This is a genomic window from Geofilum rubicundum JCM 15548 (genome assembly GCF_000974365.1).
In the GTDB taxonomy this organism is placed as follows: Bacteria; Bacteroidota; Bacteroidia; order Bacteroidales; family Marinilabiliaceae; genus Geofilum; species Geofilum rubicundum.
Genome location: NZ_BAZW01000042.1, coordinates 1 through 15118, shown reverse-complemented (window position 1 = coordinate 15118; position 15118 = coordinate 1). Strand labels below are relative to the sequence as shown.

At 49.1% G+C, this 15118-nt stretch carries 7 protein-coding genes and 1 pseudogene; 2 read left to right on the top strand and 6 right to left on the bottom strand.

Annotated elements, in window-relative coordinates:
- Window positions 1-120: 120 nt before the first annotated feature.
- From treY to JCM15548_RS15075, 4 genes are all read right to left on the bottom strand, one after another.
- Entirely contained in the window at window positions 121-4362 is a 4242-nt protein-coding gene (treY, locus tag JCM15548_RS15090) for a malto-oligosyltrehalose synthase (protein ID WP_083985174.1), read from the bottom strand.
- Window positions 4363-4412: 50 nt separating this feature from the next.
- Complete coding sequence (gene treZ / locus JCM15548_RS15085) at window positions 4413-6242, bottom strand: malto-oligosyltrehalose trehalohydrolase (protein WP_062127167.1); 1830 nt, start codon at window positions 6240-6242, stop codon at window positions 4413-4415.
- A 3-nt stretch (window positions 6243-6245) separates the two neighbouring features.
- Window positions 6246-8381, bottom strand: a complete 2136-nt coding sequence (glgX, locus tag JCM15548_RS15080) for a glycogen debranching protein GlgX (protein ID WP_062127164.1) — start codon at window positions 8379-8381, stop codon at window positions 6246-6248.
- Between the two features lie 267 nt (window positions 8382-8648).
- On the bottom strand, window positions 8649-10721 hold the full coding sequence (locus JCM15548_RS15075; RefSeq protein WP_062127161.1) for a HelD family protein: 2073 nt from the start codon (window positions 10719-10721) through the stop codon (window positions 8649-8651).
- Between the two features lie 216 nt (window positions 10722-10937).
- Between JCM15548_RS15075 and JCM15548_RS26405 the strand changes: the two are divergent.
- A pseudogene (locus JCM15548_RS26405) lies at window positions 10938-12145 on the top strand (M13 family metallopeptidase); the annotation flags it as partial.
- A complete protein-coding gene (locus tag JCM15548_RS26400; protein WP_369403709.1) occupies window positions 12137-12976 on the top strand; it encodes a M13-type metalloendopeptidase in 840 nt (279 codons plus the stop codon). The pseudogene JCM15548_RS26405 and the gene JCM15548_RS26400, both read left to right, overlap by 9 nt.
- Window positions 12977-13133: 157 nt before the next feature.
- On the opposite strand, the gene hemH is transcribed toward JCM15548_RS26400, so the two are convergent.
- Window positions 13134-14156, bottom strand: coding sequence for a ferrochelatase (hemH, locus tag JCM15548_RS15060; RefSeq protein WP_062127153.1), 1023 nt, complete (start codon window positions 14154-14156; stop codon window positions 13134-13136).
- 170 nt (window positions 14157-14326) lie between these two features.
- On the bottom strand, window positions 14327-15118 hold a 792-nt coding region (gene hemF, locus JCM15548_RS15055; protein WP_062127150.1), incomplete at its 5' end, for an oxygen-dependent coproporphyrinogen oxidase.

The window sequence follows — 15118 nt, the reverse complement described above, 5'->3', positions numbered from 1 at the left end:
CTTCTAAACGGAAAACAGACTCAATTTCTTAACGATTTTTATCGAAGGCGGTTTATTTACCCACTTGCATAAGTACTTTTACATTCAAGTTTACGCATTTTTATGCAACAGAGAGGCAAATTACTTCTCCGACCGGCCAAAAGTCCATAGCAAGCGGCGCAGCGCTTTCACCCACTTTTCGCCATCCGGCAACTCTTTAAGTCGCCATGTCCAGTTACCGCTAGGTACAGAGGGTTCATTCATGCGTGAACTTTCATCCATCCCCAGCAAGTCCTGCATGGGCACAATGGCTGTCTGAGCCGCTGAAGCCCAAACCATCCGCGTCATCAGCTCGTGCACATTTTTGCGCTTGGGTGCCAGCCCTGTGTAATCGGACATTTGCTTTTTGATGGATTTATCATCCAGCGCACTCAACCAGCCTCTGCTGGTATTGTTATCGTGCGTGCCGGTATAGGCCAGACAGTCTACCGGATAATTGTGCGGTGCGTGCACCGAAGTGGCGAACTCATGGCCCCAGGCAAACTGCAGTACCCGCATGCCGGGCAAACCAAAGGCATCGCGCAAGGTCAGAACAGCCTCATCTATATCCCCCAAATCTTCGGCAATAAAGGGCAGTTTTGGAAAATGGTTCCTGAGTACCCGAAAGAAGGGGCGGCCAGGACCTTTGACCCAACGACCGCTCTCGGCAGTGGGTTCACCGGCAGGGACTTCCCAATAGGCTTCAAAGCCCCGGAAATGATCCAAACGCAGCAAGTCGTAAAGATCCAGATTCTTTTGGATGCGCCTGACCCACCAGTTGTACCCCTCCTTTTTATGGGCACCCCAATCATAAACCGGCATGTTCCACAACTGTCCGGTCGCACTGAAATAGTCGGGCGGCACGCCGGCTACGGCAGTGGGCGACTTGTCGGCATCCAGCTTAAAAAGATGGGGATGTGCCCAGACATCGGCATTGTCGTAACTGACATAGATGGGGATATCGCCAATAACCTTGACTTCCTGGTAGTTGGCATAGCGCTTCAAGGCCATCCATTGCCGGGCAAAAATGAATTGCCCAAATTTTAAATAATCGAGTCGTTCGGTGTTTTGGGCGACAAATTGGGCCAATGCTGCTTCATCACGGTTTTTATAAGTCTCGGGCCACTGGTTCCATGGCAGGTGATTGAAGTCTTCTTTGAGACAGACAAAGAGGGCATAATCGTCGAGCCAGTCACTTTCAGCGGCACAAAACGCTTCCATTCGTTCCCGGGACTGATGAAGACCTTTCTGTTGGAAGCGATGCCAGGCCAGGGTCAGCACCTCATCGCTGATATGTCGCACCTCCTCGTAATCTACCTTTCCTTTGTTCTTTCTTTTAAAGCCATCCAATTCGGCGGGCAATATCAGGCCTTCATCGGACAAAATTTCAGGACTTATGAAAAGGGTGTTGCCGGCCATGGCGGACGGAGCGCTGTAGGGCGACCAACCGGCTTCTCCTGTAATGGGCGTAAAGGGCAGCACCTGCCAATAGGCATGACCAGTGGCTTTCAACCAATCTACAAAACGGTAGGCGCCGGGACCAAAATCGCCCATGGCATAAGGACCTGCCAGGGAGGTGATATGCATTAAAACACCCGCCGCTCTGCCCATATGGCGCAATTCACCCTGCAATAGAACGACCGGTGCATGCGACAACAAAGCGCCCACCTGCAACTCTCCCGTGGAACTATAAGCGGTGCCTGCATATACATTGCGCCATTCATCCGGCGCTTCCGGGGGTAAAACCACCCGGGTATCTTCCCAGCTAATGGTTCCTACATCGGAATTATCAGGCGAAAACCCATAGACCATAAGGGGCACAGCGGTAATGTGCCACTTGTTTTGATAATGTCGGGCAAAGGCCAGGATGTGCTTTTTGTATTTTCCCAGGACTTTTAAAGGCATATAGGTGCCTTTGGCAAATACATCGGACCACTCGCGACGGTATTGCAGCAAACGGGACGTGAGCCAAAGTTTCACATGTCCGTTCTCACGTTCCTGCCATAAGCCGTCTAAGAAAAAGTTAGGATCGCGCTTGTGCCGGTCGTTCATCGAGCGCAACAATATATTTCGCAAAGTATAATCCACCTCCTGCCGATTGTCGGGGTCCACCAATGTTAAATCCCACAATTCAGTGCCCTGATAGGTATCCGGTACGCCGGGACAAGTCATTTTGAGGGCCAGTTGACTTAAAGAATTTGTTATACCATAAGCGGCCACTTTTTCCTGAAATGCCCTGAAAGAACTTAAAAAACCGTGATGCTCATCTAAAATCGCATGTACAAACCGGAGAACGGCTGCTTCCCATTTTTCATCGGGCTGGCTCCAACTGCTGTGTTCTTTGGCTTCCCGCAAAGCCTTTACCCAGTAGGCATCCAATCGCTCCAAAAGTACTTTGGTCACTTCCTGGTTAAAAGGTAATATGCCCACAAGGGTCTGGTAAATAAAAAATTCTTCCCCCACGGAAGGGGCCATTTGACCGTCCACCTCTATTTTCAAAGAACGGTTAAGCGCCAGCCATTCATCCACCCTACCGGTCCACCTCTCCGGCATTTCACTTAGCACATTTAAGCGGGCACGCACATCTTCACCCCGCTTGGTGTCATGGGTAGAGGTGCTGTTCATGGCCAGTGGCCATTTTTCAAAACGTGCCGACATCTGCTTATGAAACTCCAGAATAGTCATGCCCTTTGCCCGGGGAGAGTCGCCCACCTCATTGTGGGCAATAAAGGCATTGTAACGGTACATGGTGGTATCTTCCACGCCTTTGGCCATCAGGGGGCCGGCGAGTTGCATGCTGCGCATCAAAAACCGAACGGCTGCCTGATATTGTATCTCCTCCAACGGAGGGGTATGAAGCAATAAATCCTCAATAATGCTCAATATAGGTGCACATTGAGGGGCCGTCTCAGCGGCCCGCACAAAGACTTTTTTAGCGGCTGTCCGTTCATGTCCCTTCAGAGGCAAAGTGGTGGCATAAAAGCGGTAGACCAGCATGGCCATCAAAAAGGCGGCAATGGTCTCCCGGACCAATTCGGGGCCGGATTTGGCCATTATTTGGGGACTGACGATCCCGCTTCTGGCAAATAAATCCGCCAGATTGTCGAGTTCACCTGCCATGCGCCCGGTTAATATGAGATGCTTCGCGGTCATCTCTATTTCAGAAACACCCGGGGAAGCTGTCAGACGCTGATAATGGTCAGCGATGGTGGACATATGACGGGTATCGGTCATCAGGTTATTCACCATGGCCAAAAAATCATAGCCGGAAGTCCCCTGAACAGGCCACTCCTCCGGCAAAGTCTCTTTTTGCTCCAGTATTTTCTCCACAACCAGGTAGGTATCGGAGTGGCACGCCAGGCGCAATTCCTGTAAGTACTGACCCGGGTTAAAAAGACCGTCCACATGATCGACCCGCAAACCATCGACTATGCCCTTTTTGACCCAGTTAAAAAGGATGGCATGATACCCCTCAAACACCTCCCTGTCCTCCATCCGCAGACAAATCAAATCATTGACCGTAAAAAAACGGCGATAATTGATCTGTTTTTCGGTCTCCTTCCAATACCCCAACAAATAGTGCTGACGCTCGACCAGCTGTTTCAGCATGTCGGGCCGACCGTTGACACCGTTGGCGATCTCTTCAAAAAAACGGGCCACATCCACATTTTTCTCCACCAAGGGGATAAGTTGTTTTTTAATCCCGTCCCAGGTTTCGTTTAAGAAACTGCCCGAGACGCTTTCATCATCATCTGGCAATGACTTAAAGAGTTTACGCAAGACATCGGGATATAACTCGGCGTATTCCTTCATCAGCCATCTCCATGATTCATAACGGATGGGATAACGATTATCGAAATAATTCAAACAATACCCCTCCCTGTACCACTCCAAAGAAATTTGCCGGTCGGCCAAAACCCGCTCCAGCGTATTTCCCAAAAAGGGCGCCATAATTCTGTTGCCAAAACCTGTATGGCCCCAATAAACATCAAAATACGTGGCATAATTGGAGTGTGAGCCCTTCTCCAACACATCCCACATCCACCTATTGTGCTGGTTAAAAGCCATGTGATTGGGAACCATATCCTGGATCCAGCCAATGCCCACCTTCTTTAACGCTGCAGTTAAATTTTTCATCTTAACACCGGAGGCGATCTCAGGGTTGATTTCAAGGGGATTGGTCACATCGTAACCATGCATGCTGCCGGGGGTCGACTTAAATACCGGACTGGCATATACCGAGCCAATGCCCAATAAACGAAAGTATTCTAACTGTTCGAGGGCATCGGCAAAGGTAAAGGACTGGTTGAATTGAATTCTGTATGTGGAAACCGGGTGAAACATAATTTTTAAATTTTGATAATCATTTGCCTACGAACTATCCAAAAATATAACTACGGTTTCTGCTGTAGGACAGAAAAAGAGTGACCGGTCAGGATTTGTTCAGGTGCTTCAGGTTGGGCATTCAATGGTTCTTCCCCATGGCCCGACCACTCCGGGTCGGCCGAGTAGAATAATAGTTTATAACTGCCTGGTGGCAGGGACATCGCATAAGGGTTTTTCCCAAAATTAAAGGTTATGCGGATGAATTGACGGGCAGAATGATAAGCAATGGAAAGCACCTCAGGTGCTTCCCGACCTATTTCCCTCCCCTGCTTATCGCTACCGGTAAGGATGGACTTTCGCAGCCGGATGAGTTTTTGGTAGAAAACCCGAAGCGTTCGCTGCTCATCGCTCCACCGGGCCCTATCGGTCAACCGGCTCCTTTGGAAGGTCTCGTCCGACTGTGGATCAGGTGCCTTTTCATCTTTCATGAAATCTTTGAACTCGTTTTGACGCCCCTTGCGGACGGCTTCTATCAGTTGGGGGTCGCCGTGACTGGTGAAATATAAAAAGGGCTGCTTTTCACCATACTCCTCCCCCATAAATAGCAAAGGCGTAAAAGGGGAAAGCAGGGTAAAACCGGCGACCAGCTTAAGGCGTTCATGATCCAGCAAAGCGGACAGTCGATCCCCCAGCATCCGGTTACCAATTTGATCGTGGTTTTGTGAAAACACAACCAAACGTGACGGGGCTATTCCATGGGGTCGACTGCCAAAGATTTTTTTACGGTGAGGCGACCAGATGCCATCGTAGACAAAGCCACTTTTCAGGGTTTTCTCCAAAGGATCCATGCCGCCAAAATCGGAATAATACCCCTTGACTTCTCCCGTGACCTGCGCATGCAGGGCATGGTGAAATTCATCACACCACTGGGCATCCATGGCATATCCACCCGAGTTTATGGGGTTGAGGTATTTGACATCGTTCAAATCACACTCTGCGATAAGAAAATGCTTTTGTCCGGAAGACCGGTTCAAGGCCTCAACGGCCGTCTTCAACTGAGCCAAAACAGGTAGAGCGCTGTTATCCTTAATGGCATGCACGGCATCCAATCTCAATCCATCTATGTGAAAATCGCGCAACCACATCAGGGTATTTTGAATAAAATAGTGGCGCACGCCATCGCACCAGGCATCATCAAAGTTAATGGCGGCCCCCCAGGGCGTTTGATATTTATCGGTAAAGTAAGGGCCAAACTGCCCCAGATAGTTGCCTTCCGGACCCAGATGGTTATAGACCACATCCAGAATAACAGCCAGACCTTTTTCATGACAGGCATTGACCAATTTTTGTAAGCCTTTTGCCCCGCCGTACTCCCATTGTACCGCATAGGGAAAAACACCATCATAGCCCCAATTGCGACCACCCGGAAACTGAGCCACCGGCATGAGCTCTATGGCAGTAACCCCCAGTTCCACGAGTTCGCTCAACCGCTCCTCAACCCCTTCAAAGTCGCCCCTGCCAGAGAAAGTCCCCACATGCAACTCATAGATAATCAAGTCCTCCAGATCAGGCGAGCGCCACTGCGCATCATTCCAGACAAAATCGCCCAAATCAGTCACCCGGGAAGGCCCGTGCACACCCTCTGGCTGGGAGAGCGAGGCCGGATCGGGAAAAGCCTCCTCCCCATCCAAACGCAATTGGTAAGTCTCTCCCGCATTTATTTTCAAGTCCTGCCCTTCCCAAAAGCCAAATTCTTTGGGCTCCAAAACAATGGGCGCCCCCTTTGCGGGCAGCACCTCGACCTTTGTGGCCAAGGGACTCCACACCAGGGCATCGGTTTTGCCATCGGGCCAAACGGAGATTCCGGGACGGGCATATATGTAAGGTGATACAACCATGTACTACTCTCTAAAATGACAAAATAAAAGGACTGACCGGCCCGGCACCTGAACATCGGAATCGGCCAAAAAGGACTCCCCCTTTTCATCCTCTGAGAAAAAACCGTCAGATGTGTCCATTATTTTCACCCAAGGGCCACCCCATTTTTCATCCGGCAAGTTGAAGGTCACTGTTTCATGGTGCGAATTAAACAGCAGATAAAAGCTATCATCCAACAAATTTTCCCCTTTATCAGACTTGGCTGAAAGTCCGTCGCCCGACAGGAAAACGCCCAACGATTTGGCAAAGGTTGAATTCCAGTGTTCTTCACTCATGGCTTCCCCTTCGGGCGTAAACCATTCAATATCGGTCACGTCCTTGCCTTTAATGGGTTGGTATTTAAACCATTTTCGGCGACAAAAAACCGGATGTCTCAGGCGGAATTTAATCAGGGAAGCCACAAAATCAATCAGCTTGTCATCCTTGTTGGCCCAATCGGTCCACGAAATTTCGTTGTCCTGACAATAGGCATTGTTATTGCCTTGCTGTGTACGCCCCATTTCGTCACCGGCTACCAGCATGGGTACCCCCTGCGACAACATCAAGGTAGCTAAAAAATTGCGCACCTGGGTTTCGCGTAACTGGAGAATTTCCCGGTTACCGGTGGGACCTTCTATGCCACAATTCCAGGAACGGTTGTGCTTTTCTCCGTCCTTGTTGTTTTCACCATTCGCCTTGTTGTGCTTTTTGTTATAAGAAACCAAATCGCGGAGGGTAAAACCATCGTGGGCCGTAATAAAGTTGATACTGGCCGTGGGGGTTCGCCAATTATCGTAATAAAGATCCGAACTGCCCGTGATTCGGTTGGCAAACTCGGGCAACATTTCATTTTCTCCTTTCCAGAAATCGCGCATGCAATCGCGGTATTTGGCATTCCATTCCAGCCATCCGGCAGGAAAATTGCCCACCTGAAAGCCGTCTTCACCCAAATCCCATGGTTCTGCAATGAGTTTGACCTGCGACAAAATGGGATCCTGATGCAACACATCAAAGAAGGAGCCCCACTTATCCACATCATCAAATTCGCGGGCCAAAACCGGGGCCAAATCAAAGCGAAAGCCATCGACATGCATCTCCGTGACCCAATAGCGCAAACTATCCATGATTAAGCGCAGAATGGTCGGATGAACGGTATTCATAGTATTTCCGGTACCGGTATAATCCATATAGAAGCGGTTATCCTCCTCTTTCAACCGATAATAGGAAGCATTGTCGATGCCCTTGAAACTGAGGGTGGGACCGGCATGACTGCCCTCACCGGTGTGGTTGTAAACCACATCCAGAATGACTTCAATGCCGGCGGCATGCAAATCTTTCACCATCTGCTTGAATTCCCACACCTGTTCGCCCTTCATGCCTGAGGACGAATAGCGGACATCGGGTGCAAAAAAACTAAGGGTGTTGTAGCCCCAATAATTGGTCAGCCCCTGATCCTTTAAACGCCGGTCTGCCACAAACTGATGGATGGGCAACAACTCTACCGAATTCACACCCAACTGCTTAAAATAGGCAATGGTGGCCGGATGGGCCAATCCGGCATAGGTGCCTCTCAAGTGCTCAGGCACTTCCTGCAGTTGCTTCGTAAACCCTTTTACATGCAATTCATAAATGACATTCTTATGGATGGGAATATCCAGTCGTCGGTCGTCGTCCCAATTAAAATCATCTTCGATAACGATGCACTTGGGCAAGAAGGGACCGCTGTCGGTTTCATCCATAGACAAATCCTCGTCCGCATGCCCCAATTGGTACCCAAACAAGGCATCGCTCCACTCAATGACCCCGTCCAGTGCCTTGGCGTAGGGGTCAATCAACAACTTATTGGGATTGTAACGGTGACCATTATGCGGTTCGTAGGGACCGTAAACCCGGTAACCATAGCGCTGACCCGGCGCCAATCCGGGCACATAGACATGCCAGTGATTATGGGTGCGTTCATCCAATTTGATTCGTTGTTCCCTGCCTTTGGCATCGAAGAGACACAACTCCACGCCGTGCGCATTATCCGAGAAAAGGGCAAAATTGACCCCATTGCCATCAAAGGCAGCTCCCAAGGGATAAGGTTTACCAGGCCATGTCGTTATTTTTTTATCTTCCATCTATTTGTAGACTTTACAATTCTTATTATCAAAACCTTCATGGTCATTCAACCTTTCCGACCTTTTACCAACACCATTTTTTAAGAGAATGCTTAAAACCGATGTTTTTTTGAGTCTTTAAAGCCAAACCATTTGGCATATTACGCTAAAATGCCGAGAAGGTCAAGCCAACAAGACCCATCAGGGTCCCTAAAACTGTTAAGAAAGGATAAACCATCCAATAGCGGGAAGATTCAGGGCGATAGAAGCGGCTCAACCGACAAATGGCTACTTTTCAATAGCAAAATCAAGCAGGGGACTGGGCTTCTTCACATAAGAAACTTTAAGCTGGTGCATGGCCCGGGTGCAGGCCACATACAGCATGCTGCGGTCCACTTCGTTGTGATAATTCTTGTCGGTCACATGCACCACCATCACCCGGTCGAATTCCAATCCCTTTGCCAGATAGGCCGTCGTGATAACGATGCCATTGAGGAAGGCCACACTTTCGGAGGTCAGCACATAGACATCCCGGTTATCAGGTCGCAACAAGGCATACAAGGCATCCGCCTGCTTCTGTGATTTACAGATAATACCCAGGGTATTATCACCGGAGGTCCTGAAGTCGGTAATTTCATTGAGAATACCTTCCGTTTCAGCAGCGGTATTTTTATAAGCCTCGACTTCAACCTTTTGGCCATGTCGTTCAATGGCGACCAAATCCACATTGCGCGAAATGTTCTGGGCAAAGTCGGTGATCTCGAAAGTAGACCGATAACTGGTATTCAACTGCATGCTCACCGCCCCCGGAAAAACCCGTTCTATGTCGGCCGAATTACTCGAACTGTAAGGGTTGACCGATTGACTGGCATCGCCCAATATCGTCTTTTTACAGGGAAACAATTTGGCCAGAACGGCATACTGAATGGGCGTGTAATCCTGCATTTCGTCGACCAGCAGGTGCTTGACTTCGGTGTTGATCTGGGCGCCCTCGAAAAGCATTTTCAAATAAACCATGGGCGCCACATCGGCATATTCCAGCACATTGCGGGTCCGCTTTTTAAACATTTCCGGCTTTCCCATCCAACCGTAAAAATCACTGTACAACTGCTGGATGGTTGTATGGCGAAACATTTTCCTGACATCGGCCTTCACCCGGTTGACATCAGCTGCTTTCAGGTCGGCCTGGTGCCGGAAGCGCATCTCGGCCACAATATCTTCGGCCACCCGCTCGAACCGACGGGCCAGAGGCAATCGGTGATAGCCCTGAAAACGCTTCCCGACAAAAGCACGCGGTACAAAATAACGATGGGCCACCCCCACGTCGTTGGCTTCAAAGTAATTGTTCTCAATATGGGTCAAATAACGCCGCATTTGATTGACAAAATCAAAAGTGGCTTTAAAAGCGATGCGCTCTGACACGTCCGGGTGCTTGTCCTCAATGACTTCCGACACCTGCTCAAAAAAGCTCTGAAATTTCACTTTGCCATTTAATTGCTGGTCCATGAGCGCTTCAAAACCTATCTCCCGGATTTTTTCTTCCCCCAGTTCAGGAAGTACGTTGGAGATATAATCGGCAAAGACTTTATTGGGACTGATGATCATGATGTCGTTGGAGCTGATTTCACCTTTGTGCTTGTAAAGCAAAAAGGCGATGCGGTGCAGTGCAATGGAGGTCTTGCCCGATCCGGCCACGCCTTGTATAATCAGTACCAGGGCATCGTCATTTCGAATGATGGCATTCTGATCACGCTGGATGGTGGCCACGATGTTTTTCATCTTCTCATCAGAGGTATGGCTCAATTCTTTCTGCAACACCTCATCGTGGATGTTCAAAGAACTCTCAAGCATATACTCCATCCTGCCCTGACGTATCCGAAACTGGCGCTTCAATTCAATCAAGCCTTCGATGGTCTCACCCATCACCTCGTATTGGGCCTGCCCCAACTCATAGTCATAAAACATGGAGGAAACAGGTGCCCGCCAATCATAGATGATGATTTGTCGGGAAACGTCATCTGTATAATTATGGATTCCCACGTAGATGGGTCTTTCTTTCTGGGCCTTTTTTTCCTTAAAGTCGATGCGACCAAACCAGGGGGTATCCATCAATTTAAGGATGCGCTTGCGGCGTTCCACGGCCGATTCTCCCGTCAGCGCTGCCTGGGTAATGGATTCACGCACAGAGACTTTTTCAACATGATCCATGTCGGATTGATGCTCCCACAAATACGCTTTAAACGCTTTCACATCGGAAGATACGCCCTGAATGTTCCCATTCAGGCGATCCAAAGTGTCCTGCAGCTTAAGAATTACTGCTGTTAAAAATCCTCTTTCATCCTGCTCTGTTCGGTTAAACATATCGACTCCCTTATCATTTCAAATGAGCGTACAAAGATAAAAGCTAAATCAGGGAATGCAATGTTAAAAAACTTAATAGGGACTCTGTCGGGAAACAACATGACAATTCTCACCTATTGAGAAATTCATAACCAGTATTTTTAGAAGTTGCTTTAATGAGCTATATCTTAACCTTCCGTTTATAAATCAAACGTTTACCACTTAATCATATTGAACATGTTCAGAAAAAAAACCATTAAAAAACTTCCTCTGCTTATGATTGCCATGGCGACTACGCTGGGGGCCTGCTCGGATGGTACTCCAAAATCGGTACTCAACACGGCCCACATGGATGCAACGATTAACCCCGGCGACGATTTTTACCAGTTTGTGAACAACGGGTGGCTGGCCAGCAACCCCATTCCTGATGACTACAGCCGCTACGGAGCTTTTGAACAGTTGAACGAAGAAAATGAGCAAAAACTGTCAGATCTGCTTACCGCCATTCGTAACGATGAAACGGCCGAGCCAGGCAGTAACCGTCAAAAGGTACGTGACTTTTACAACAGTGCCATGGACACGGTGGCCTTAGAAGAGCAAGGCCTTACACCGCTTATGCCCTTTTTGGATGCCATTGACCAAATACAGTCGAAAGCGGCGCTTTCGACCGCCCTTGCCAACATGCATAAAATGGGTTTTAGCGCCTTGTTCGGCATGGGTGCTGCGCAGGACCGCAAAAACACAGAAATGATGATTGCTTCTGGTGGGACAGGGTGGTTGGGGATGTCAGACAGGGACTACTACCTGAAAGATGACGCCCGTAGCACAGAGATTCGTGAGAACTATGAGCGTTTCATTGAAAGCATTTTCGTCCTTGCCGGCGCCTCTGAAGCGGAAGCTGCAGAAGCCAGGGAGACCATCATGGAGATGGAAACCGAACTGGCGAAGCTTCCATGGACCGCTTAACCCGCCGTGATCCTTACGCCACTTATAACAAACAGACGGTCAGTGAATTAAAAACACTGGCACCGGCACTGGATTGGGACGCCTACTGGTCGGCCCGAAATGTCGACTTTACGGAATTGAATGTGGCCCAGCCCGACTTTTTCAAAGCAGCATCGGACTTACTAAACAGTGCCTCGCTGGAAGATTGGAAGACTTACCTGAAGTGGAACCTGTTGAACGGTGCTGCCGCCTATCTTAACAAAGCCTTTGATGAGGCCAATTTTGCTTTTTACGGAACGGTGATGACCGGCAGTGAAGTGCAGCGTGACCGCTGGAAGCGGGCACTTGCAGTACTCAACGGCAACCTGGGCGAAGCGGTTGGACAAGAATATGTGGAAAGCTATTTCCCACCCGAGGCCAAGGAACGGATGGTGGATTTGGTGGAACATCTGCGCACAGCCTTCCACCAGCGAATTGGTCAGCTTGAATGGATGAGCGAAGCCACCAAAGAGCAGGCTTATGCCAAATTGGCCGCCATGAACGTAAAAATCGGGTACCCCGATAAATGGACGGATTACAGCGATCTGGAAATTAAGGAGCAGGCTTACATTTTGAATGTATTGGCGGCAAGGGCCTTCCGAATACAGGAGAACCTGAGTGAAATTGGCCAGCCGGTGGATCGCGACAAGTGGTTTATGTCGCCCCAAACGGTGAATGCCTATTACAGCCCCACGATGAATGAAATCGTGTTTCCGGCGGCCATTCTTCAGCCACCTTTCTTTTATCTGGAAGGGGACGATGCCATGAATTTTGGTGCCATTGGCATGGTCATTGGCCATGAAATGACCCACGGATTTGACGATAAAGGGCGCCAGTATGCAGCGGATGGTAATTTACGCGACTGGTGGACAGAAGCGGACAGTGAGCGTTTTGATACGCTGTCACAAGTACTGGTCAATCAGTACAACAACTATGTGATACTTGACAGCCTTTCGATTAACGGAAAATTGAGCCTTGGCGAAAACATTGCCGATTTGGGTGGCATGAACATTTCTTTTCAGGCCTTGCAGAATAAGCTGAATGAGGACGGGCGTCCCGAAGCCATTGACGGATTCACGCCTGAGCAGCGTTTCTTTATTTCTTATGGCCAGGTATGGCGCAATCACATGCGTGAGCAACGGATGCGTCAGCAGTTGAACGAAGGGCCTCACTCACCGGGTGAAGCACGGGTCAACGGCATTGTTTATAATCTGGAAGAGTTTTACCAGGCCTTTGAGCTTGCGGACGGCGGACGTTTCATTGCTCCGGAAGACCGGGCCCTTATCTGGTAAATCTTACAGGTAAGTTAATGCCAACCTAAAAAAATAGAAATTAATTCCCGCCTCAGGAAAAAGGTGTAAAATAATCATTGACCATTTCCTAAGAAAACCGCACGATTTGAGCGAAGCGGATCACGAATTCAAAAAGGAAATAAAAGGTGGCTCGTATTTACGAGTCACCTTTTATCATTTTTACCACGGCCTCCACCCAATCATCGTTGCTGTTGAGACAGGGTACGGTGGTGTAAAGGGTACCACCGGCCTCCATAAAGGTTTCACGGCCTTCCACATGAATCTCTTCAAGGGTTTCCAGGCAGTCGCTGACAAAGGCAGGACTAACCACCAATAGGTTTTTTACACCACGCGCCGGAAATTGGGCCAGTTCATCTGATGTGGCCGGAGACAACCACTTGTCGGTTCCCAGACGCGACTGAAAGGACACACTGAAGGAATGGCGGGTGAGTCCGAGTTTATCGGCCACCAAACGGGTGGTTTCCATGACCTGATGTCGGTAGCAAGTCGCATGCACGGGCGATTTAACCTGACAGCAATCTGCGGTCTTCAGGCAATGCTGGCCGGTAGGATCGCGCTTGAAGATATGACGCTCCGGAACACCATGGTAACTAAAGAGCACATGGTCGTATTTTTTCTCCTCAATAAAAGGCTGAATGGAAGCCGCTAAGGCTTCAATGTAGTCGGGTTGATCATAATAGGGCTCAACGATTTTCAATTCAAAGGGATATCGCCCTTTCTGCCAGACTTCCTTCACATACTCTACGGCGGTCTCGTAGCTACTCATGGCATAATGCGGATACAAGGGAAAGAGAACCACTTCCTCCGCATCGGGATGCTCGGCCACTATTTTTTTGAAGGCCGACAAAGGAGTTGGATGGGCGTAGCGCATGCAGACATAGGTGGGCATCTGTGCAACCTCCCTCACCTTCTCAGCCAACTGGTGGGTAATGACAATCAAGGGTGATCCCTCCCCGGTCCATATGGTCTTGTACTTAGCGGCGCTCTTAGGCGCCCTGAAGGGCGTAATGATACCACGAACCAGCAACAGTCGACCCAAATAGGGCACATCAATCACCCGCTCATCCATCAAAAACTCATTGAGATACCGCCGCACATCCTTCACCGAAGTAGAATCAGGGGACCCCAAATTTGTCAACAATATAATACGCTTCGCCATAAACTATAACTTAAAAAATTCATCCATCATAAAACAACCATCCACCAACCCAATCTACCCCATCTACCCCATTCACCCCATCTACCCCTTCCTCCCCTCTCCACCTATTGACCTAATCACCTATTGACCTAATCACCTAATAACCTTCCCCTCCCTAAAGATAATCATTTTTACCGCCGCAGCACCAACAACATTTCCTCTTCTGCACTTCCGGGTTCCGGTTGAAATTCATAATCCCATCGCACCCGGGGCGGCAGGCTCATTAAAATGGACTCTGTGCGCCCCTTCGTTTTTAACCCGAAGAGGGTCCCCTTATCATGAATCAGATTAAACTCGACATACCTGCCCCGCCGTATTTCCTGCCAATAGCGTTCCCGTTCGCCAAAGTCCTGATCCTTGCGCCGCTGAACAATCGGCAGATAAGAGGACAAAAACACCCGTCCCAAGGAAGTGACAAAGTCGAACCAAAACCGGCCATTGCGGGCGTTATCAGACCTTAAATAGTCATAAAACAAACCCCCTATTCCACGAGCCTCGCCGCGGTGCGCATTATAAAAATAGTGATCACAAGCCTCCTTAAAGCGTGGATAAAGGGATTCATCCTTCTCATCACAGACCCTCTTTTGGGTGGCGTGAAAATGTTCCTTATCCTCCTCATAATAATAATAGGGCGTCAGATCGCTTCCACCCCCAAACCACAAATCAACCACCTCTCCCTCTTCATCATACAACTCAAAATAACGAAAATTGGCATGAACCGTCGGCACATAGGGATTCAGGGGATGCAAAACCAGTGACAACCCACAGGCAAAAAAACGATCATGCTTTGTTTTCAGATACTCCATCATTGAAGCCGGCAGCTTTCCATGCACCGCAGAAGTATTCACTCCTCCCTTTTCAAACACCGCTCCATGGCTGATAACACGTGTACGTCCACCACCACCCTCTTCCCGCTCCCACTG